The organism is Rossellomorea yichunensis, from assembly GCF_032337515.1.
Lineage (GTDB): Bacteria > Bacillota > Bacilli > Bacillales > Bacillaceae_B > Rossellomorea > Rossellomorea yichunensis.
In genome coordinates this window covers 75627-95957 of the sequence record NZ_JAVYAD010000008.1, presented here as the reverse complement: position 1 = coordinate 95957, position 20331 = coordinate 75627, and the positions used below count along the sequence as shown (strand labels likewise).

General features: G+C 38.1%; 22 protein-coding genes and 1 riboswitch. Of the genes, 10 read left to right on the top strand and 12 right to left on the bottom strand.

Translation table 11 applies throughout. The features are described 5' to 3' along the window. Nucleotides 1–38: 38 nt before the first annotated feature. The gene (locus tag RSX31_RS20775) at nucleotides 39–608 is read right to left on the bottom strand and encodes a TVP38/TMEM64 family protein (RefSeq protein WP_315635891.1); all 570 of its coding nucleotides are present in this window, start codon (nucleotides 606–608) and stop codon (nucleotides 39–41) included. A gap of 221 nt (nucleotides 609–829) precedes the next feature. Beyond that, nucleotides 830–1045 carry a Fur-regulated basic protein FbpA gene (locus RSX31_RS20770; RefSeq protein WP_148969114.1) on the bottom strand — a complete coding sequence of 72 codons (216 nt, stop codon included), beginning with the start codon at nucleotides 1043–1045 and terminating at the stop codon, nucleotides 830–832. Between the two features lie 105 nt (nucleotides 1046–1150). Beyond that, nucleotides 1151–1258, bottom strand: a riboswitch (SAM riboswitch). A gap of 235 nt (nucleotides 1259–1493) precedes the next feature. Between RSX31_RS20770 and RSX31_RS20765 the strand changes: the two genes are divergently transcribed. Next, nucleotides 1494–2891: a protoporphyrinogen oxidase gene (locus RSX31_RS20765; protein ID WP_315635890.1), complete on the top strand. Its 1398-nt coding sequence runs from the start codon at nucleotides 1494–1496 to the stop codon at nucleotides 2889–2891. Nucleotides 2892–2978: 87 nt separating this feature from the next. On the opposite strand, the gene RSX31_RS20760 is transcribed toward RSX31_RS20765, so the two are convergent. From RSX31_RS20760 to RSX31_RS20730, 7 genes are all read right to left on the bottom strand, one after another. Then, a complete protein-coding gene (locus RSX31_RS20760; RefSeq protein WP_148993793.1) occupies nucleotides 2979–3893 on the bottom strand; it encodes an NAD-dependent epimerase/dehydratase family protein in 915 nt (304 codons plus the stop codon). Between the two features lie 48 nt (nucleotides 3894–3941). Next, the gene (locus tag RSX31_RS20755; protein WP_262371789.1) at nucleotides 3942–5210 is read right to left on the bottom strand and encodes a glycosyltransferase family 4 protein; all 1269 of its coding nucleotides are present in this window, start codon (nucleotides 5208–5210) and stop codon (nucleotides 3942–3944) included. 29 nt (nucleotides 5211–5239) lie between these two features. After that, a complete protein-coding gene (locus tag RSX31_RS20750) occupies nucleotides 5240–6301 on the bottom strand; it encodes a phosphotransferase (RefSeq protein WP_148969111.1) in 1062 nt (353 codons plus the stop codon). A 2-nt stretch (nucleotides 6302–6303) separates the two neighbouring features. Then, nucleotides 6304–7482 (bottom strand): carboxylate--amine ligase, encoded by a 1179-nt coding sequence (locus RSX31_RS20745; RefSeq protein ID WP_148994285.1) that lies wholly within the window; start codon nucleotides 7480–7482, stop codon nucleotides 6304–6306. Next, complete coding sequence (locus RSX31_RS20740) at nucleotides 7482–8816, bottom strand: glycosyltransferase family 4 protein (protein ID WP_315635889.1); 1335 nt, start codon at nucleotides 8814–8816, stop codon at nucleotides 7482–7484. The genes RSX31_RS20745 and RSX31_RS20740 overlap by 1 nt, the downstream gene beginning before the upstream one ends. Continuing rightward, nucleotides 8813–9469, bottom strand: a complete 657-nt coding sequence (locus RSX31_RS20735; protein WP_148993795.1) for a PIG-L deacetylase family protein — start codon at nucleotides 9467–9469, stop codon at nucleotides 8813–8815. Before RSX31_RS20735 ends, RSX31_RS20740 begins: the two co-directional genes overlap by 4 nt. Nucleotides 9470–9561: 92 nt before the next feature. After that, nucleotides 9562–11535: a hypothetical protein gene (locus tag RSX31_RS20730; protein WP_315635888.1), complete on the bottom strand. Its 1974-nt coding sequence runs from the start codon at nucleotides 11533–11535 to the stop codon at nucleotides 9562–9564. A 162-nt stretch (nucleotides 11536–11697) separates the two neighbouring features. Between RSX31_RS20730 and RSX31_RS20725 the strand changes: the two genes are divergently transcribed. From RSX31_RS20725 to RSX31_RS20715, 3 genes are all read left to right on the top strand, one after another. Continuing rightward, nucleotides 11698–12792, top strand: a complete 1095-nt coding sequence (locus RSX31_RS20725) for a hypothetical protein (protein ID WP_315635887.1) — start codon at nucleotides 11698–11700, stop codon at nucleotides 12790–12792. Nucleotides 12793–12904: 112 nt separating this feature from the next. After that, nucleotides 12905–13111: a hypothetical protein gene (locus RSX31_RS20720; protein WP_113967737.1), complete on the top strand. Its 207-nt coding sequence runs from the start codon at nucleotides 12905–12907 to the stop codon at nucleotides 13109–13111. Nucleotides 13112–13271: 160 nt separating this feature from the next. Next, nucleotides 13272–13460 (top strand): hypothetical protein, encoded by a 189-nt coding sequence (locus RSX31_RS20715; protein WP_113967738.1) that lies wholly within the window; start codon nucleotides 13272–13274, stop codon nucleotides 13458–13460. A 171-nt stretch (nucleotides 13461–13631) separates the two neighbouring features. Here the strand turns inward: RSX31_RS20715 and RSX31_RS20710 are convergent, their stop codons facing one another. Continuing rightward, nucleotides 13632–14180 carry a kinase gene (locus RSX31_RS20710; protein WP_148993798.1) on the bottom strand — a complete coding sequence of 183 codons (549 nt, stop codon included), beginning with the start codon at nucleotides 14178–14180 and terminating at the stop codon, nucleotides 13632–13634. An 842-nt stretch (nucleotides 14181–15022) separates the two neighbouring features. Between RSX31_RS20710 and RSX31_RS20705 the strand changes: the two genes are divergently transcribed. The 6 genes from RSX31_RS20705 to RSX31_RS20680 all read left to right on the top strand — a co-directional run bounded on the left by RSX31_RS20705 (nucleotide 15023) and on the right by RSX31_RS20680 (nucleotide 18775). Then, nucleotides 15023–15451: a collagen-like protein gene (locus RSX31_RS20705; protein WP_315635886.1), complete on the top strand. Its 429-nt coding sequence runs from the start codon at nucleotides 15023–15025 to the stop codon at nucleotides 15449–15451. 134 nt (nucleotides 15452–15585) lie between these two features. Further along, nucleotides 15586–15930 (top strand): hypothetical protein, encoded by a 345-nt coding sequence (locus tag RSX31_RS20700; RefSeq protein WP_315635885.1) that lies wholly within the window; start codon nucleotides 15586–15588, stop codon nucleotides 15928–15930. A gap of 242 nt (nucleotides 15931–16172) precedes the next feature. After that, nucleotides 16173–17018 (top strand): aminoglycoside adenylyltransferase domain-containing protein, encoded by an 846-nt coding sequence (locus tag RSX31_RS20695; RefSeq protein ID WP_315635884.1) that lies wholly within the window; start codon nucleotides 16173–16175, stop codon nucleotides 17016–17018. A 62-nt stretch (nucleotides 17019–17080) separates the two neighbouring features. Next, a complete protein-coding gene (locus RSX31_RS20690) occupies nucleotides 17081–17968 on the top strand; it encodes a diacylglycerol/lipid kinase family protein (protein WP_315635883.1) in 888 nt (295 codons plus the stop codon). Nucleotides 17969–17980: 12 nt separating this feature from the next. Beyond that, the gene (locus RSX31_RS20685) at nucleotides 17981–18292 is read left to right on the top strand and encodes an iron-sulfur cluster biosynthesis family protein (protein ID WP_315635882.1); all 312 of its coding nucleotides are present in this window, start codon (nucleotides 17981–17983) and stop codon (nucleotides 18290–18292) included. Between the two features lie 108 nt (nucleotides 18293–18400). Further along, nucleotides 18401–18775: a nucleotide excision repair endonuclease gene (locus tag RSX31_RS20680; protein ID WP_282137828.1), complete on the top strand. Its 375-nt coding sequence runs from the start codon at nucleotides 18401–18403 to the stop codon at nucleotides 18773–18775. Between the two features lie 92 nt (nucleotides 18776–18867). On the opposite strand, the gene RSX31_RS20675 is transcribed toward RSX31_RS20680, so the two are convergent. Further along, nucleotides 18868–19305, bottom strand: coding sequence for a hypothetical protein (locus tag RSX31_RS20675; RefSeq protein ID WP_148969100.1), 438 nt, complete (start codon nucleotides 19303–19305; stop codon nucleotides 18868–18870). A 228-nt stretch (nucleotides 19306–19533) separates the two neighbouring features. After that, on the bottom strand, nucleotides 19534–20091 hold the full coding sequence (locus tag RSX31_RS20670) for an MEDS domain-containing protein (RefSeq protein ID WP_148993804.1): 558 nt from the start codon (nucleotides 20089–20091) through the stop codon (nucleotides 19534–19536). Nucleotides 20092–20331: the final 240 nt, after the last annotated feature.

Genomic DNA, 20331 nt, shown 5'->3' with positions numbered 1-20331 from the left:
TCTTTTCCTGAGGAGATTGGTTTCCGTAACTGACACAATTATAATCTATTGTTCTTTCTCCAACGGTATGCCAAATAAAACATCCCAACCACCACCGAACCTGCCAATAGAATAACCGTACCCTTATCCGCATCCAACACATTCATTACCACGAATGCCTCAATCAACAACGAAGGAATCTTCCCGCCAGAACTGATCACAGAAAAGGCAACAATAGAAATAGAGCTAAAAGCAGCGGCAACGGTTACCACACTTGAAGGCACAAATGGAACCATGCGGAACAAAAATAGAAGAAAGATCCATTCCGTTCCAGACGCTTCTTTTAATTTAAGAAAGTATTTGTTTGACAGAATCTGATCAATACCTGCAAACTTCATTCCTTTTCGGTACAAATAAAAACTAACAATGGCCCCTAGGGATTCACCAAGTATGGAAATCACGATTCCTGTCCAAAACCCAAATGCGGAAATATTAAAGGCCGTTAAGAAGACACTTGGCAGGAAACCAAGGATACTGATGAGTATATTAATGAATATACTGATAAAAATGAGAGACCAACTATCTAAGCCGATGAATTCATTCATGAAATGTTGCAGGGTGGAAGTCATATTTTAATTCCTTTGTAATAGATTATAGATTATCAGAATAAGACATCTGGAATGTTTTTGAAAGAATTTCTTTAAAAATGGATTAGATAATCGTCCATATATGAATCAACTTTGTCAAAAAACTAGAATCACAACGAGGAGGATGTGCAGTTGAATGCATACATTTAATTTAACTATAGAAAAAAAGGAAGCAGCATTCCATAACCTAGGATTGCTGCTTTTTAACTGCTTAATTTTGCACAATTTTTCCAATGGATGGACCCAACATCACTATGCGGATGGCATTCCTTTTGAAGATATTTGTATTCATCCTCAAGTTCTTGCAGCGTCAGCTCGAATAATTGTTTGTCGCCTTTTTTGAAAATGTTGTGGACAATTAATTTGTTTATTAACTCATTTCTACGATTTTGAATAGCTTCCTGGAGAATTTCCCCCATATTTGATCACTCCTCTTATTAGTATTCGAACATTGGAAGTGGCTCCTTCATTGAAAAGAGCCCTCTTCCTAGTAGATAAGAAGAAGGCTTTATGTATCAAACTTCAACTCATCTTCCAAGCTCAATGCTTGTGGAATTAGCACAGTGTTCTACGATGTAGAATCTGTTGCTGAGGCATCATCGGGCCAGTCCCTCTACCTCTCTGGATAAGTAGCTATATAGTTGTCATGGAATACTTATATTATATATATGAGTATTCATAGTTGTCAACTAGGAATTGAAAGATAGATATAGTTAATAGGATAGAATAGGGATATTGAAAATAAAATATAAAGGTTTAAACTAACCTTCATTCCGATTTATTCCCAATTCAGACACAGAATCTTTTTCTAATCAACAATAAACATGATAATCTGTATACATAAACGCAATTATTGGAGTGAAACGTATGAAGACAGTGGTTGTCGTAGGTGGAGGAATTACAGGACTAACAGCTCTGTACCATCTTCAAAAAATATCCATAGAACGAGAAATAGATATCGAGTTAATCTTAATCGAGCGAGATCGGCAGCTTGGCGGCAAAATAAGAACTATAAGAGAAGGCGAATTCATTATGGAAGCAGGAGCAGATTCCATCGTAGCCCGAAATGAAGGGGTTCTTTCTCTAGTTGAAGAACTTCAACTTCAAGAGGAATTGGTCTATAATGAAACAGGCACATCCTACATTTATACAAATGGGGAATTACACGAGATTCCCCAAGATACGATCTTCGGAATTCCCATGTCAGTTGAGTCACTTAAAAGTAGCACCCTGGTGTCAGAAGAAGGGAAGATTGACGCTCTTAAAGACCTCGAATCGGAAAATACACATTTTACAAAAGAGAGTTCCATCGGTGAATTTTTAGAAGCATTCCTGGGTAAGGAACTTGTCGAGAAACAGATAGCTCCAGTATTATCAGGGGTTTATTCCGGTAATTTGCATAAACTCACTATGGCTTCAACACTTCCGTACTTACTTGATTATAAAAATGATTACGGCAGTATCATTAAAGGTTTATCAGCAAATAAACAAAAATTCCAAGGGGCATCCAAAAGAAAGTTCATCTCGTTTAAAAATGGTTTATCAACCATCATCGAACGGTTAGAAGAAAAATGCTCAGGTGCCACAATTTTAAAAGGTGTAGAAATAAAAGCTTTTCAAAAAACGGGTGATAAATACAAACTCACTCTTAATGGTCATGGTAGCATTCAAGCGGATTATGTAGTTTTCGCAACACCTCATGATGTAACCCAAAAGATACTGACTCATGAACAACTGGAACCCGATTTTAATAAACTGAAAAACTCATCACTGATTTCGATCTACCTCGGATTTAACATTCCAGATGCGGACCTTCCTGCTGATGGGACAGGCTTTATCGTATCAAACGGCCGAGATGTGAAATGCGATGCATGCACATGGACTAGTCGGAAGTGGAAGCATACATCCAATAACCAAAAACTATTATTGAGGCTTTTTTATAAAAGTACAAACCCCCATTACAATGAGTTGAAAGAATATAGCAAGTCAGAACTTGTAAGTACGGCACTAGAGGATATCAGAAAAAGCATAGGTATAGACTGTGACCCGGTTTCTGCTGAAGTAACGAATTGGAAAGATCTGATGCCAAATTATCATCTTGAGCACGGTCAGTCTGTCCAATCTTTAGATAACAACCTGGCAAACGAGCTACCAGGCGTGAAGCTGGCCGGTTCTTCATATTATGGAGTGGGTATAGGTGCCTGCATTCAGAACGGAAAGAAAACAGCCGAATGGATTGTAGATTATTTAGAGAAGAATACATGATTTATATTGACTAAAATTCGACATTAAAGGAAAAAAGCCTGGCATCCAGGCTTTTTCTTTTAATTAATGCGATTTATGATAGCATAACTACTCTTTCTTTTTGAAATATGCAGCCGTTTTCTCTAGTCCGGAAATCAGATCATATTCAGGTTCCCAGTTAAGGTTTTTAAGCGCTTTCGTGTTTGATAGATGACTGTGTAAAATATCTCCTTCCCGTTTCGCTTCGTAGTTTGGCTTTTGTAAAGAGTGGATTTGGTTAGAAAGCAAGGTATAGAGTAGATTGATGGATGTTTGGGTGTTGGTGCTGATATTGAGAACTTGGTTGTCAGCATTTGTGATGGCAAGAAGATTCGCCCGGGCCACGTCTTCTACGTATACAAAGTCCCGTGTCTGATTTCCATCCCCAAAGATGATTGGTGTCTCATTGTTTAATAGTTGCTCAATAAAAATGCTTATGACTCCGCCTTCACCATCGGATCTTTGCCTTGGTCCATATACATTGGCATAACGCAAAATGGTATACGGAAGATTGTAGAGCCTATTAAATAGTTTGATATAAGTTTCAGATACTAATTTTGAGGTGCCGTAAAAGGAAATAGGACTAGTGGAACTCTCTTCCTGAATCACCTCATTTGTATATCCATATACTGCACTCGAAGAGGAGAAGATGAATTTTTTCACATCGTATTTAATGCTGTACTCCAACAACTTTACGGTTCCTAATACATTGACTGCGGCATCTTCTGCTGGATTTTCCAATGATTTGGCTACGCTCACTTGGGCAGCGAGATGCATGACGATGTCGGGTTTTTCTTTTTCGAAAATTCGTTCAACTTTATCAGATAATAGATTTTTTCTATATATTTTGACTCCATTTGGCACATTTTCCTCCCTGCCATTAGAAAGATTGTCGAGGATAATAGGTGTGTGACCCTCAGCGAGCAGTAAATCTATAATTTGGGAGCCAATAAATCCGGCACCGCCTGTAACTAAAATTTTCATTTTTGATCCTGGATCAGTTTATTCTCCCTCATGATGAGTCTCCTTTCTTCATAAATATGTTTGATAGATCTGTTCAATCTTTCTCGTCATTTCTTGGCTTGTTAAGTGTTGACGAGCATAGGATTCAGCGGCTTTAGCAAACCTATCACGTTCTTCCCTGTTGGTAATGAAACGCTTTATCGCTTGTGACAGCTGTTCGACGTTACCAGGTTCACAAAGGATGCCTGTTTGTTCATGTCGGATCATTTCCGGGATTCCCCCGCATGTAGTGGAGATGACCGCTTGACGGGAAAACATCGCTTCCATGACGGATAGGGGGAAGTTATCATTTACAGTTGCTAACACATAGATGTCCGACATCGAAAGAATATGGGGTATATCGTGTCGTTTTCCAAAAAAGATCACGTTATCTAGCTTAAGCTCTTTCACTTGTTCAATCAGTTTTTCCTTCATGACACCATCTCCGACAATCCATACTTCTACATTGGTCAGGTGTTCCCGAACCTTGGACAATGCTTCTAGAAGAAATCCATGTCCTTTGCGTGGAGATAATCGGGAGACGCATGTCAGGATGATGTTTTCATGAGTTTTATGAGGAAGTGGTTTGAAATCTATCCCCGTATGAACAGTGACCATTCTTTCATCTTTTGCACCGAAGTCCATTAAGTTAGGTCTGAAGGAATCTGCAATCATAACGATTTCAGTACTTGATCCAATACCTATTTTTTCAAGCTCAGTAAAGTAGGCTTCTTCAATGGAACCTTTCTCCATTTTATTGAATTTCAAGCGGCTTTTCGTAAAGAAGCCGTGTGGAGTAAAGAGTAAAGGTTTTTTGTATGTTTGATTTAAATGTCCCAGAATGAAAATGGCAAATAGGTCTTGAGCGTGAATGATGTCATATTGATGGAGATTTTTTTCTTTGAGAAAGTGTTCAAATACATGAAGGTAGCTAAGATTTTTTACGATTTTTTCATTTGCGTTTCCGTAGCGGTTAAGCATAAAGTTACGGGCTTCAGAGGCAGCTTGGGGAATCCATACTTCCAGCAGTTCTGAAGACATATGGTTGGGCGCAAGTACATCTACAATATGACCGACCTTTTCAAAGCCGTTTTTTATTGAAGTGATGTAATGTGATAATCCCCCTGTATGAGGGTATTGAAAAAATGTAACGTACAAGATTTTCATTGGCTTTGAATCACCGCCTTTTGTCTTCTGACCGAATGGTTGGAGAGTGAGAGACTCTTTAGAGTCTCTTTTCACATCATAATATTGATCCATAATGGTAAGAAGAGAGGGATGAATGTTGAAAGGGGGCATTCGACTCAAGTTTTTTCATCCTTTCGTGTCTATTTATAGATTCCCAGTTCACTTCCCCAGGTTGATATTTTTTCTAAATGGTAGGGAAGAAGCTCACCTCCGCGGTTGTCAAAGATCCTTCTCAGCTGAGTGTGTAATCCTTTTTCGAGGGTTCGTTGAAGGTACGCCATTTTGTACAGGTGAATCGGTTTGGTTTTAAACTCGATCCCATATTTCTTCATTTCATTCGTGTACACGTCGACTGCATGGGTACGAATTTCTTCCGCATTGCTTTGCCAATCCTTCCGAAAACCTAGTAAAATTTCTACGAGGACAATCATATCAAACCATGTAGGGGAATACTTGGCTGATTCCCAATCGATGAATTGAATCGCCCAGGGTTCATTTTTGCTGACATCTTTAGAACAGATATTCTGCATATGAAGATCTCCATGAGTAATGGAGGAGCCGCTTGCCAATAGTTCGGGAAAGAAGTCAGGACCTTTACTGTATAAGTTTTTTAGTGATTTATAATGTGGTTTGATGATGTCCTTCAAATTTTTATCCTTCTTGGCATTGTCTAGAAATGTCATTGTATTAGAAATGAATTTTTCCCTGTCGTCTTTCATTTTTGCCGAGTTGTAAATGGGAAACCAATTTTGAAAAGTGTTTTTTTCTTTCTTGAAATTTTCTTCGTACGTGTGGGCGTGAAGTTTTGCAAGGGTTGGGATAATATAATCAAAATGTTTGGGTGTAAAGGTCAGCTGTCCACGAATTTGACGGACAAACTCCATGAACACCCACGTATCACTTCCATGTTTCACAATTAAGTAGATTTCAGGAAGAAACTCTTTTAAAAAAGGGTAAGCATGACTGTAGACATTAATCTCGACTTCATTTTTGTATTTGGTAGAATGGTAGATTTTAAAAATGATAGGGAAGGTGTCTGTGTGTGTTTGTAACTGAAGCTGATAAATGCTGCTTCTCTTAGTTGATTTAAGGTTTTGTATTGATGTAGTAATGATGCCTACTTTATTCCCAAGGGATGTGGAGAGTTTTTCTTCAATTGAGTGTTTTTGAAACATAGAATTCAGTTCTTGTGGTGTGTACATATTCAATCACTCCTTCGTTTTCTTTTCCACGCATTCCGCAGGTGAGACAGGGTACTCCTGATAAAGGGCATAGGGTCATCAAAGGCAAGAAGGGCGAATACCTTTTTTCCTCTGAGTCCATAAAAGAAATCTTTTAAACTCATTTCCCCATATCTTCTTTTTTCAAGAAAGGTAAGGAAGTACCGTACCAGGTAAATCCATTGAACCCCGTCAATTTGCTGCAATTTTGGAGATGGGTGTTGGCCTGTAAGATACAGGTAATATTGAAGGGTGAAATCAACTCCGGAGGGACCGGTTAAACTATGGGTCAGCCAGAACCTGGGATTGATTTCAATGAGCTTATATTGCCCATCCCGTGGATCTTTTTTATATTCGATCATACTTACTCCTTTTAGTCCCAACTCTTTCAATAGTGGAACACCAACATCGACCAGATCAGGTATTCGTTTGCTCACGATATGTGCTCCCGTTCCGAATTGTGCAGGGAATTGGTGGTTTTTTTGGAGAGTGAAAAGGGCAAGTAATTCCATTTCATCATCGAAAAATGTGGCAACTTTATAAAAGCATTGGTTGTCTCCAGGAATGATTTCCTGAATAATAAGCTCACCGAACTTGCGATAAACAGGATAGATTTTCTTTAATTGGATTGCGTCTTGAATATGAATGGCTTTCTTATTTACATGTTTTCTGAATTCATGTCCGAACACAGGCTTTAAAATACAGGGGAAATCTAATTGAGTAATCGCCTCATCAAGCTGCTCTTCATTTTCCACAAAAAAGGTTTTGGCTGTTGGAACATTATATTCCAATGCTAATTCATAGGTTTTCTTTTTATCTAATAAATCCATAATTAATGAGTGATCAGGATATAAAAACAAGTAGTACTGGGATAATTCGTTCCTGTATTTTGAGATGAAGACAACATAATCATCTGCACCTGCGTAAAGCACAGGCTTCATACCAAGATTCACCGCCATTCCTTTTAAAAAAGAAAGCAGCTCTGCTTCTTGGTTTAAGGGGCTTGGACATACCCCACATGTTGCAAGTCTTGATTTTCCCTTTGAATAGGGACCTTCTGTATCAAATGCATATACATCAATTCCTTTTCGGGAGAGGGCATGGATGATGCCAACTCCATTAGCGCTTAAATCGAGGACAACAGCTGGATGTGATGACAACATCATTCATCCCCCGAATCTATTAGATTTTGGTAAATCCCTTCAATCTTGCCAACCATGGCTTCCCGAGTGAGATGATTTTTGGCATATCGATACGCATTTGCGCCCAATTTCTTTCGCAATGCTTCATTTCCGATCAAATGTTTTAGTTGAGTTGTTAACTGGCTGACATTGCCTGGCTCAACAATGATTCCCGTTTCATTATGATGAACAATTTCCGTAATACCACCGCAATTAGTTGTCAGGATCGCTGCACCGCTATGCATGGCTTCAATAATGGAAATGGGAAGGTTGTCATTTATGGTTGGAAGAACAAATATATCCGTTTTACTTAATATGGCAGGGACATCATCGCGTTTACCTAAGAATCGAACGTTTGGTAGTCTCAATGATTTGACTTGAGTTTCAAGCGCTTCACGCATTTCCCCATCCCCGACAATTTGCACCTCAACCTGAGAACTTGTTCCATTAATTCGGGAAAGGGCATTAAATAAATCCGAATGTCCTTTTCTAGGTCCAAGTCTTGCGATGCATGAAATCACAATTTTCCCACTCGTTTTACCACGTTCAATGGTTTTAAAATCAACTCCTGTATTAACGGTTGTCAGTTTTACAGGTTTCGCTCCCAGTGAACTTAATGGATCACGGAAAGAGTCACTTAAAATGACCATATGGGTCGCGTATTCAATCGCTTTTTTCTCAATCTCTTTGTAATACACTTCTTCTACAGACCCTTTTTCAATTCGGTTAAATTTGACCCTGCTAAAGGTGAACATTCCATGTGGGGTGAAAAGAAGAGGTTTACCTAAATCTTCATTGAATCTCCCTAAGATATTGGCTGTGAATAAATCCTGAGCGTGAAGTATATCGTATTTTTCCAATTTTACAGATTTCATCATCTGTTCATAGATGTAGAGCAAACGACAACTTTGTATGATTTTACTTGTGTATGAACCGTATCGTTGCTCAAAAAAAGTCTTTAATTCAGGGACGATCACCTCACGCAGCTTTTCTACATTCACTTGTGAAAACTGATTCGGAGCAATGACATCCACTTTGTGACCTAAAGACCTCAATCCTTCTCTTAGAGTAGTAATGTAATTTGAAAGACCACCTGTATGAGGATAGTCCCAAAAAGTCGCTATCAAAATGGACAGTTTCTTACTGCCAGGTTTACTTTTTTTCTTTTTCGACTTTAATTTCTTTTTCCGTTCTTTTTTTCGTTTAGAATCTTTACCCTTATCCTTTATTTTTGCCGTTATGGGTTTTGACTTTACTCCATAATAATTATCGAGAGCAGAAACAAGGTAAGGATAAGGAAAAAATAGTTCTTTCATTTCCAGACCCTCCTTATAACTTCAAATGCTTCAGCATACGGTACCCCAATCGTCATGCCTCGGACACTTGCTAAATTTTTGACACCTTCATAGGAACGCGGATGTGGAAACTCTCGCATTTCCACTTCATAATGTTTTAAGGAAGCAATTTTTTGAACAATCTCGGATGAAATGTTCACATAATAATTCGGTTTAAATTGCTTATCATTTGTATGGGTATTCCATTCACTTGAGGATACCGTTTCAAATGTGATCAATTCAATCGACTGTCTATTTGGTAGAGGACGCACTGCTGTTAATACGGCTTGAAACGTAATTTGGTGATCGATATTCAAATCGCCGTAATGATGGGTAAAAATCTTAGTAGGCTGATAGATATCGATTAATTTTTCAATTTCCTTGGTAAATAGATGAAGAGGCATCATTTCTAATTCCAGGTTCGGATGCTCCAGAAAAATAACTTCTTTAATCCCAATCTCTTTGTTTGCTTTCCGGGCAAGCTGTTGAATGTGATGGGCCTCTTCTTTTCTTCCGTTTGCTGTAATGATCGAGACGACTCTATTTCCTTGATCCACTAACCTCTTTAGCGTTCCAGCTGTCCCAAGTAGTTCATCATCTGGATGTGCTGCTATGACCAATACAGTTTCTTTCATTCCCTTCACCCCATTTTAATCTCTATTACATTACTATATGTATCCTTCTATATTGTCGAAACAGACACCAGCACAGGGCTAATGTCTGTTTCTTATTTTTTCTTTTTTGTTTGACCGATACTAATTCCACCGCTGATAATTTGTAATCGTACATATCCATCACCATCAATCCATATGAAGAAATCTGGTCCGGCTGTTAAAAATGTTCCTTGCTGATCAAGTAGTTTACTTCCCGCATATACATTGATTTTGTCACCAAGTGTGAAATATTTATTCAAAATCGTGGTATGGAAGTCGTTTTTATCCTTGACATGAGAAGAAGGTGAGACTGGCTTACTAACCTTTTCATTAGTTTTCTGGTGGAATGATTGTAATTTTGATTCTTTAATTGGGTTGTTGTTGTGTAAGATATCGAAATCCTGCTCTATAGTAGTTTTAACTTCATCTTTTACGATGTTTTTTTGTTTGTGATTCCTGTATTCTACTTGGTTATTAGTGCGATTTAGTTTGTATTTCACTTCATTCCCTGGTGACTTGGAACTTAAGATATCAGATTGAACTTTTTTAATAGATGGAGTAGATTTTGTTTCGTTTTTTTTCATTTTCACAGGTGAAAAGTCTGTTGGCTTGACGTCCTTTTTGACTTCTTTGACAGATGAAGCAGAGTGTAAGATATCAAAGTGAGTTTCTGTAGTAGGTGCAGGGGAATTTGATTCATCACTTGCGGATTCTAAAGATGAGTGATCTCCGCGATTGTCTTTATTATTTCCTTCTTTAGCTGGTAAGCTCGAGTTTAAGTTTTCATCAGCACTTTTCTCATATTCATCAACGATCTTTTTTGTTCTTAATTCAGTGCGATTTAGTTTGTATTTCATTTCTTTACGAGGAGGGCTTGAGCTAAGGATCTCGAAGTTGAATTCAGCAGCAACCATCTTATGTTCACTAACGATTTTCATAGCCCTGACGCAAGTGCGATTTAGTCTATACTTGACATTTTTCGCTGAAGGAATCGAGACTGGTATGTTGTTTTCGGTAGAAGATTTTATATTACTATCTTCGTTTACGTTTTTATTCGATTTGTTATCGAATCTTGATGTGTATGGGGTTGTTTCATCATACGAATTCCCGGGTTGTAGAGTGTCAGTATCCATTGTAAATGATGATTGGTTAGAAAAATCTTTATCAGCTTCATTTAAGCTGGTATGAAGCTGCTCATCATTTTTATCTTCCAGAAGGTCATCATGTAAAACTGCTTTCATTTTTTCTTCTGCTTTCAAACTCATGTCATGAATACCATCTTCAATGGACGAGCCGGCAGAGTAAGTTTGTTTCGTAACATCTGATTCTAATAAGTGTGAGGGACGCATAGATTTCATTTCGTGCTTTTTTATGTCATGTGGTTTTTCCTCATTAGAAACAATATCACTAACTGGTTCATCAACCTGACTTTTTATATAGGTATTTTGATCATTTTGATGAATGTCTTTCCTAGTCTCTTTTCTTAATACTTTCTCCTGCTCGTGCTTGATTTCGATAAACTCTTCTTTACATTCTTCATTGTCACATTTACTGTACGATGGATTATTTTTTTGTAAGGGTTGTAGGGTTGGTGCGCTTGCTTGATATTTTAATTGGGGAATACTGTTGTTGGGATCGATATAATTAAATCTTTCGAATGGTCGCACCTCTCGGGACAGTAAGCGCGGACATTTGCCACGTCTTTTACGGAGTTTTGGCTTAGATACTCGAGAAAGTACTATGCTGGGTTGATCTTCTGTTGTCAGAGTGATGTCGAAAGAAGGTCGCTCAGTCGATTGATGGTGAGTATTAGTTTCGTTCAAGCTGCTCATCATACTGTGAATGATTTGAGATACATGAGTTTGATTTAGAAAAGGAGCATCTTGCATCTGTTCTACTACGGGAAAAGTAACAGATTCTTTTTTGGGTTTTTGGTAGCTCACAAAGATGGATTGATTGTGACAAGGGACCATAAAGTCATCGTAATAACAGGAGGAAAAGATCCTTGGCAATATATATTCATTAATAAAAAGATAACAATTGGGCATGTGCTTCACTCCACGTCTCTGTATCTATTAATAACCTATTCAAAAGCCGGGTTAGAGTGAGCGGAATTTGGGTTAATACGATAAAAATAGGCTATACATTCCTTTTTTACATACATATATTGATTATGAATTGTAGACAAATTGTAAAGGAGTGGAAAACCTATGGTAGAAGATTATGATGATTACACTAGAAAATATTCCGATCATCATGACGATGAAGAGCATTGTGAGGGGGACCCCGATGAGCAAGAAGAGTTATGCTCAGAAGGCGCCGGGGAAAAAGAAGAACCAGGCAATCAAGATCTTCCAGAAACAGATGAGAACTGTACACACGAACATGAAGAGCATTGTTCAAATCAGGATCTTGACGACCTCCCGTGTAAATCCGTTGAAGGCGTGTTAAATTCAATGTTCCAACTTGGAGATCATCTTGAAGTTTTCTTTGAGGATGAAATGATTGACAGCGGCGGGACATTCGTAGCAGCATTCGACAATATCCTCATTTGGATGGATTATAATGCAAATGTCAATTTCACAGATTTATGCGGTCCGATCAGTGTAAGAAAAATTGGCTCCAAGAGAAAGAAAAACCGGAAGCACTATGACAAAAACAAAAATGAGCCTAAACATAAAGGTGATAACCAGATCGAGAAGAAGAAAAAAGGCAAATCGGAAAAGAAAGAACAAGGTCCTCGGAAAAAGGCTGAAAAGAATAAACAGTCCGACGTTAATGAAGAACTGCTGAACTTCGTAAAGCTTGAGAAAGAAGAACATGAGACTGAGGGAATGTCCCAGGAGAGTCTAAATCTTCAACACATACACGAGGACAATGAAACAATTGAAAATGAGAGTATCACTGTAGAAATTGTTGATTCCTCTGGTGATGAAGGAGAAGACTACGATCCCGATTCAGTTGATGAAAAAGTAGGGGTAATCAATTTGCTCGTTGAAGATTACTCGAACGATTCAGGTGAGGAAGAAGAGGAGTACACTCCACCATTGGAAACAGATGAAGATCATTCTGAGGAAAAAGAGTCAGATGCAGGCAATGAAGAGAAAGCAGAAAACGAAAGTGACTCACAAGAGGTATTAGAGGTGGAACTGGCCATCGATATCCAAGAGGAGAGTCAGGCTTCTTCACTGGTAGAAGAGTTCGAAAGCCAAGAGGAGACCCTATTCAGTATAGAGGAAAGCCCTTCAGAAGATACCTTGGAACATTCACTAACCAACTCACCCCTTGAGAATGATAAAGAATAATTAATCTAGTAAAAGACTAATTCGAAATATTTTTATGAAATCTAGTTATCTGCCTTTACGCATTTAACGGTTCAGCATAAAAATAGAGTAAACACCGAAAGGAGGAAACATAATGTCTAATTTGTTCAAAGATGGTAATATGGCTGATTTTCTTAATAAAATTTTATCTTTAGGTGATAAAATCGAGGTCCTATCTGGTGACGAAGAAATCGAAGAGGGTTCATACGTTTACGCAAGCGATAACTTCGTTGTATGGGCTGATGATAACGGCCATATGAACACGTCTAACTTAAATAATGTTACAGTTCGTAAAGTTTAGTTAACATTATTTAGAAACGAAGAAAATGACTGGACGCAATCCAGTCATTTTTTCTTTTGAAGGAAAAATGAAAATGATAGGTAAAAGCCCTATCATTTTTCGTGTATTTTAATATAAATATATAGACTGTTGAATGTTAAAAGAGAAAGGAGGAGGCATTATGGGATTTTCCGATAAACTTAATAAAGTACTCAAGCTTGGTGACAAAATCGAGGTTATTTCAGGAGCAGAAAAAATAGACTGTGACGGAACATTTATAAAAGCTGAAGATCACTATTTAGTATGGTCCAATGGTAATGGTGACGTTTTATTTACTCACCTGGATAGGGTAACGGTGAAAAAAGTATAATCATTTTTAATAAAAATTCCAGGGATAGTACTTTATATGGGAGTACTATCCTTTTTTTGATTCAAGGTGCTTGTCCTAAAACTTATTAATAAAACATTCTTTCCTTATTGATTAAAGGAAAGAACGTTCTTGTATCTATGATATTTTAGTGAGGAACTTCATCATATGGAACTACTTATGTTTCTTCCAAGCATCATGGAGCTCAGGATTTAAATTCTTTACATTTTCCAGGAATGCGCCTGTTAAACCAAATTTCTTCATTCCTTTTAACAACTTCGTTGGAACAGGTGAGTCGGATGTAAATGCTCGCTTGTGATCAATCACTTTGAATTCACCATTTTCATCCATTAACATATGGCGAACCTCCGTATCCCATCGAGTAAAGCCTAATCGTTTAAATTCTTCTAAGACGAATAATATTTTTTTAGTCATTTCTCCATCAATATAGCCGTGTCGTTTCATATGACGGGCAAGGGATATTCCTTGTACAAACTCCATGACAATGTAATTATCACCAAATTCATAAAGACGAGGCATAATGGCCGATGTCTGACCTATCTTCATCGCTTCTAGTTCCCGTTGATGTGTTTCTTCCTTAAAGAAGTACTTAACAACTTTGTCCTCAGCTACCTTGTAGATTTCCCCATCTTTCCCATCACCAATCATTTCAAAGGCTTCCAGGTCTTTCTTTGAAATTTTTCCGTTAAAAAAGTTCTCCATTGATCATCACTCCTTTACATGGTAGACTTTCACTTTTTTATATTGTATGGAAATAGATTCAGTTTCGTAACCGAGCAAAATGCTGAAATTTCTTAGAACTTGGATTAAAATAATGCTTCTTAGCAAAGTGTGTTGTTTAGTAACATACGATCCAGGGGTTCAATCAATCAGAGTGCGCTTGATATAAAAACTTCATAAATTTAATCGTATGAATTAAAGGAGGAATTATTATGGGTAGTAGCAACTGTGCCAACAGCAAAATAAATGAGTTACGAAGAAGCAGGATGAAAAGGAGCAGAAGCTACTTCTGATAATCATGGCATGAAATTCCATCAAGAAATTGGACCAAAGGGAAGCAGCATTTCCAGTAACTCAAAGAAAAACTAAAGATAATGAAAAAAGGAAGTTGTTAATAGTAAGCCTATTCTCTTTCTCTATTAATGAACAATAAAACCGAAGGAATGAAATAAACTCTTTAATATTGATATATCATAAGCTGGCTCATCCTATAGCCTGACGCTTTCTCAGCAGAGGCTGCCATATTATAGTATTCTTCCAATATAATAGACTATCGTTTATTTATAGAACCACAGGATGTTTGTCTACACGTACTATTCATATCTTTCATAAACTATAGTAATTCTGTATAGTTATTCAACATTTGATTAATAGGATTAAAATATTGATATATGAAAAGTAGGTGAGTAAATTGGGATCTAAAAGAGGTCATGATAAGGAAGACAAGCATAAAGTGTGTAAGAAAAAAAGCGAGAAAAGCAAAAAACGAGGAAAGCGAGTACCTCAAGAAGAGTTAGAACCCCAGGATGTCCAAGTAATTCAAGGTGAACAAAGGCTTCAAGGCGAACAAGGACCTCGAGGCGAACAAGGGCTTCAAGGCGAACAAGGGCTTCAAGGCGAACAAGGACTTCAAGGGGAACAAGGGCCTCGAGGCGAACAAGGGCTTCAAGGGGAACAAGGGCTTCAAGGGGAACAAGGGCCTCAAGGGGAACAAGGGCTTCAAGGGCTTCAAGGGGAGCAAGGGCTTCAGGGGGAGCAAGGGCCTCGAGGCGAACAAGGACCCCAAGGGGAGCAAGGGCCTCGAGGCGAACAAGGGCTTCAAGGCGAACAAGGGCTTCAAGGCGAACAAGGACCTCAAGGGGAACAAGGGCCACAAGGCGAGCAAGGGCCTCGAGGGGAACAAGGCCTTCAAGGCGAACAAGGACCTCAAGGGGAATCGGGCCCTCCAGGAGAGCGTGGAATACAGGGTGTAACAGGTCCTCGAGGGGAATGTACATGCAATAGTAAGTACTGTAATGTGTATAGAATTGGTGGAGATCTTATAATACCTGACCAACCTGTTTCCTTTAACCATACTGGCATTAGTTCTGCTGGGGACTTTATTCACTTGGGAACTTCGATAATCGTAGTAAATGAAGGAGACTACAAAATTAACTATAACGTTGTATTTACTAGTGGTAAAACAGGATTTAGTAGAGGAGGAGCATACGCATTATTCGTGAATGGTTCAATAGTTGCATCCAGCAGGTATGGTAACCAACTAGGCATCTTCACAAGTGCACCTGTGACCCTCGATTCCATTTTTCAAGTTAATGGAGAAGCGATTGTTCCTATACCAGCAGGAGGAAAAGTAGAACTTAGAAATATTGGGCATACGACAGATAACCTCATTGGTAATGTGGACAATACTCCAACTAATAGTGCAGGATTAACAATGTTAAAGCTAAATTAATAGTAGGAATTAACTATCTGGAGGGCGCTGACCGGACATGCGGAGGTCAGCGTTTTTTTATACTGTTCCAATTACCTCACTGCTATTTTCCAATTCTTCATTAACCTCCCACATTTATGGGATTAAATGTTAATATATTTACTGAGTGATGATCTCTCAATGTTATTGATCCTATAAGCATAAATTAGAGATGGATAATAATGAGGACATCGTATAATTAGTATTTTAAAGGGGGATATTCAATGGCCAGATTACCAAGGGTTGTCCAAGCAGTATTAAATGATTACCTGATTTTATTTAACAAATACTTGCCAAATACGATGGAAGGCGTGTATTTACACGGTTCCATCTCGTTGGATGCGTATGTGAATAATTCCAGTGATATCGACTTTATCGCAGTTACCTGCCGTAGAATGACACCTGAAGATGCTGGGAGTTTATATCTTATACATAAAGAATTAGCGTTACAATACCCTAAGCCGGAAATGGATGGAGTTTATATCATTCAAGGGGAGATAGGGAAACTTAGCACAAGCGAAACAAACGAGTATCAAGAAAATGCATATTACAATAATGGTGAATTAAATTTTGGCGAATATTTTAATTTCAACCCAATCACTTGGTATTTGATTAAGCATAAGGGGATTAGCTTTATGGGACCTGACCCGGCATCTTTTGATGTAACCATTTCTTTACACCAATTAAGCTCTTATGTTCTTTCTAATATGAATTCGTATTGGACTGGAAGGACCCGTGGGATGGAAAATTCAATCGAGGACATTATGAAATATCCGACTGAAATCATTGATAATGAGATAGAATGGTCCGTCCTTGGTTTGCTTCGTCAATACTATACATTAAGAGAATCTGGAATTACCTCCAAGCAGGAAGCAGGAGAATATGGACTGCAACATCTTCAGGATGAATGGCACAACATTATAAGGGAGGCCATGAATATTCGTGACGGTTTGAGAGTGAGTCTCTTTAACTCAGAAGAAGAACGGATTAAACTTACCCTTGAGTTTGCAAAGTATTTAATTTCTAATTGTAATGATATGTTCTTTCCTACTAATATTAATCATACATAAGGTTCCAATTCTCTAAATCAGGGTAAAGATATCGTATACATACTTAAAAGGAGGATAACGCTGTGAAACAAGCCATGCTTATCGTTAACCCCTCTTCAGGGAAGGAAAAAGGGCAGGAATATTGTGAACATGCTCTTGAGACCATGACAACGATGGGGTATAAAACGGAATTGCGCATTACAGAAGGGGAAGGAGATGCCATGGATTTTGCCAGGGAAGCATGTAAGCGAAAATTTGATTTCGTCGCAGTGATGGGAGGGGACGGAACAATCAATGAAGCGATTAACGGAATAGCTGAGCAGGATCACCGTCCTCAAGTTGGTCTGATCCCACTCGGAACTGTAAATGATTTCGCACGAGCTTTAAATATTCCTTTGAAACCTGAAGAGGCCATTGACATATTCAGGCATAAACATGTGCAGAGGACAGATGTAGGAAAAATCAATGACCGATACTTCATCAATATCGTCGCAGTAGGCGCGTTGGCAGAAGCATCGTTCTCAACCCCCGTCGAACAGAAGTCTAGGCTTGGTCCACTTGCATATATAATCGAGGGAATGAAGAAAATGAAAGAGAAGCAGCCGTTTGAGCTTAAGGTCCATTCCGCTCATGACTGGGAAGGGGACGCGCTTCTTATGCTTGTTGCCCTGACAAACTCTGTCGGAGGTATGGAAACCATTGCACCCGAGGCCAAAGTAAATGACGGTAAGCTCCATGTCTTTATCATCAAAGACGTAGCCCTTCCTCATTTTTTATTGCTCCTTCCAAAAATCCTTTCAGGAGAACTGGCAGAAAGTGAACATGTCCATTATATGAAAGTCACAAACCTGGAAGCGTCATCGTCATATAAGATGATTGCCAATGTTGATGGGGACGAGGGGGACAAGCTGCCAATTTCAATAGAAAACCTCAAGCAGCATCTGGACATACTTGTTCCACCTACAGAATAGGAGGAACGTACAATGAAATTAGAAATTACCGAGTCTGCAAAAGAAAAACTATACGAATTCCCTGATGGCAAAATCATTCAGCTATCACTTGACCGCGGAAGCTGCGATATAGTGAACAATCTCTATGAAATAAAGCTAGTAGAAAATAGAGAACCTGATTCAACAGAGAAAATTATCCAATCCGATGATTTGTACTTCATTGTTGACGGCGACTTCGAAGATACCTATGGACACGAACTCACGATTGACTATAAAAATAATTTCTTTGTGTTTAAAAATAAAAATCAGACGTTTAATAATCGAATTGGACTCAGGTACGTGTAAGAAGGAGACGGGACTTTCTTTTTTTAATGGTAAGTGCTGCGTTGTATAGTAATTATATACTTTATGTGTTAACATTACTTCTTACAGCAAACAAAGGACGTGACATTCATGATAAAAATTGAAATCCCACAAGCGGATATTTCCATAACGGAACGCAGACAACCTAGAGACTCAGAAGAACCGAAGATCAAAAGTATCCAAGGGTTCATCGATCTTCACGAAATCCCAAGAGACAAGGGTGGCATCATCTTATTTTACAACATCAACGACGAACTTCTCTTCGTTGGGAAAGCACGTAAACTAAGACAAAGAGTCAAGAAACATCTTGAAGATGCCGTATCACCACTACGTAACCACAGAGGCGAAATCTATCGAATCGATGTTGCCATTGTTGAAGATGCGATGGATCGTGAAATTTACGAAACGTATATCATCAACAAACTCCAATCGAAATATAACGTAGACAAAGTTTTCTATAAATAATATAAAAAGGAACCAGTGTCACAAAAAATAGACGCTGGTTCCTTTTGGGTTAAAAATGGATTTCATCATGTAGTATACGTCTTTCATGTTTTTCACCTAATCACAAACTCTGGATTCCATCTTACCAACAACTCTTCTCGAACGCCATAATATGTCGTATTAGTCCGATCCGTCACTCCATAAGACACTACACATCCATCATCCGACCAAGCGATGTTGATTGTTACTATGACTGAAGGTCTTTTCACTCCGGCAATCTCAATATCCACTGACTGATTTAAATCAAAAATCGTCCGAAAACTAATCTCTTCCCGATGGATCGAAGGAGGGGAAGGAGCATCTTCTATATTCACAAACTTCTTATCTCGATCATGGATGTCATACGTAATAAATGACTTCCCGGGCTTTATCCAGTACATTATTAATTCCACACGTCCTGCTTTTAATGGTGTCCCCTTAAAAGCTTCGTGAAATAGATCTTCATACGTAATGACTTCGTTCAGCTTAATGGGATTGATGGTTCCGTTCACAGAAGTACCCCCTTGGTATATGCCTATATATAGTCATAGTTATACATATTGGAGGTTGGGCTTCAATAGAACAGGTAGTTAACCGCAGAGAATTAACCTTTCAAAGGAAGAAGGTCAGGAAAAGGAGTAGTTGAGACGAATATGTGCCCAAGTGGGTTTATACTCGTTTTTTCTTTCTAAATAAATAAGAAGACTCGTAAAAAACGAATCTTCTCAAATAGGATATTTTCATTTCCCGTACATCATTGATAAACAAAGCTCTTCATCTGTCATCACATAGTTATGAACTTTCTCAAGTGTTTCTTTCAAAACAGGAGATAAACTGTTTTTAGAATATGCACAGACAGATAGCAAGCCTTCCTGTATAACGTAATCATCTGAAGTTGATTCAAATTCGTTGAGAATGGTTGCATCTGGTTCACTGGATGTCCACTCGACATGGGCCCAGGTTCTGATAGAAGGATTCTGCTTCTTTATGATGGAAATGTCTTTCTGGAAATGCTTAAGTATATTTTCAGTATTAAAGTCACCATTAAAAAAATAGTAATCAAAGTTATCAACTAAATAAATGGAAGATTGTTGCTCCTCATTCAATATCCTTTTCATTCTATTTCTGACCTTGGAGATATTTCTCATGCTTTCTATAACCAGGATATGCTGGTTATTCTCCAATCCAGAGCGAATAAATAGCATAAGGTTGCTAAGGTAGGTTTCTTCTGACTGAAATTGATAAAAGACATGGCCTTTGTGTAACGTTACTAATTTCACTTCATTTAACGCTTCCATTACCTCACCTCACATCCATTAGGAACCAGAACTTCTATGGCTGAGATGCATGAGCCTTCAGAAGTTGGATTATATAAATCATAACACAACTATTTGTCATTCCATACACATTTTGTTACTTGATTGTATAGAAGTTTGAAATTTCTGAAAATAATTAACTGATTAATTATAATTTCAAGAGATACAGTTGATCGATAGAAAAAAGTTATTGGAATGAATTGTTTTATAAATGATACTATT

What these genes read in the sequence shown, in the direction of transcription:
- RSX31_RS20775 (WP_315635891.1), bottom strand. Translation starts at nt 608, where the DNA reads ATGACTTCCACCCTGCAACATTTCATGAATGAATTCATCGGCTTAGAT.
- RSX31_RS20770 (WP_148969114.1), bottom strand. Translation starts at nt 1,045, where the DNA reads ATGGGGGAAATTCTCCAGGAAGCTATTCAAAATCGTAGAAATGAGTTA.
- RSX31_RS20765 (WP_315635890.1), top strand. Translation starts at nt 1,494, where the DNA reads ATGAAGACAGTGGTTGTCGTAGGTGGAGGAATTACAGGACTAACAGCT.
- RSX31_RS20760 (WP_148993793.1), bottom strand. Translation starts at nt 3,893, where the DNA reads ATGAAAATTTTAGTTACAGGCGGTGCCGGATTTATTGGCTCCCAAATT.
- RSX31_RS20755 (WP_262371789.1), bottom strand. Translation starts at nt 5,210, where the DNA reads ATGCCCCCTTTCAACATTCATCCCTCTCTTCTTACCATTATGGATCAA.
- RSX31_RS20750 (WP_148969111.1), bottom strand. Translation starts at nt 6,301, where the DNA reads ATGTACACACCACAAGAACTGAATTCTATGTTTCAAAAACACTCAATT.
- RSX31_RS20745 (WP_148994285.1), bottom strand. Translation starts at nt 7,482, where the DNA reads ATGTTGTCATCACATCCAGCTGTTGTCCTCGATTTAAGCGCTAATGGA.
- RSX31_RS20740 (WP_315635889.1), bottom strand. Translation starts at nt 8,816, where the DNA reads ATGAAAGAACTATTTTTTCCTTATCCTTACCTTGTTTCTGCTCTCGAT.
- RSX31_RS20735 (WP_148993795.1), bottom strand. Translation starts at nt 9,469, where the DNA reads ATGAAAGAAACTGTATTGGTCATAGCAGCACATCCAGATGATGAACTA.
- RSX31_RS20730 (WP_315635888.1), bottom strand. Translation starts at nt 11,535, where the DNA reads ATGCCCAATTGTTATCTTTTTATTAATGAATATATATTGCCAAGGATC.
- RSX31_RS20725 (WP_315635887.1), top strand. Translation starts at nt 11,698, where the DNA reads ATGGTAGAAGATTATGATGATTACACTAGAAAATATTCCGATCATCAT.
- RSX31_RS20720 (WP_113967737.1), top strand. Translation starts at nt 12,905, where the DNA reads ATGTCTAATTTGTTCAAAGATGGTAATATGGCTGATTTTCTTAATAAA.
- RSX31_RS20715 (WP_113967738.1), top strand. Translation starts at nt 13,272, where the DNA reads ATGGGATTTTCCGATAAACTTAATAAAGTACTCAAGCTTGGTGACAAA.
- RSX31_RS20710 (WP_148993798.1), bottom strand. Translation starts at nt 14,180, where the DNA reads ATGGAGAACTTTTTTAACGGAAAAATTTCAAAGAAAGACCTGGAAGCC.
- RSX31_RS20695 (WP_315635884.1), top strand. Translation starts at nt 16,173, where the DNA reads ATGGCCAGATTACCAAGGGTTGTCCAAGCAGTATTAAATGATTACCTG.
- RSX31_RS20685 (WP_315635882.1), top strand. Translation starts at nt 17,981, where the DNA reads ATGAAATTAGAAATTACCGAGTCTGCAAAAGAAAAACTATACGAATTC.
- RSX31_RS20680 (WP_282137828.1), top strand. Translation starts at nt 18,401, where the DNA reads ATGATAAAAATTGAAATCCCACAAGCGGATATTTCCATAACGGAACGC.
- RSX31_RS20670 (WP_148993804.1), bottom strand. Translation starts at nt 20,091, where the DNA reads ATGGAAGCGTTAAATGAAGTGAAATTAGTAACGTTACACAAAGGCCAT.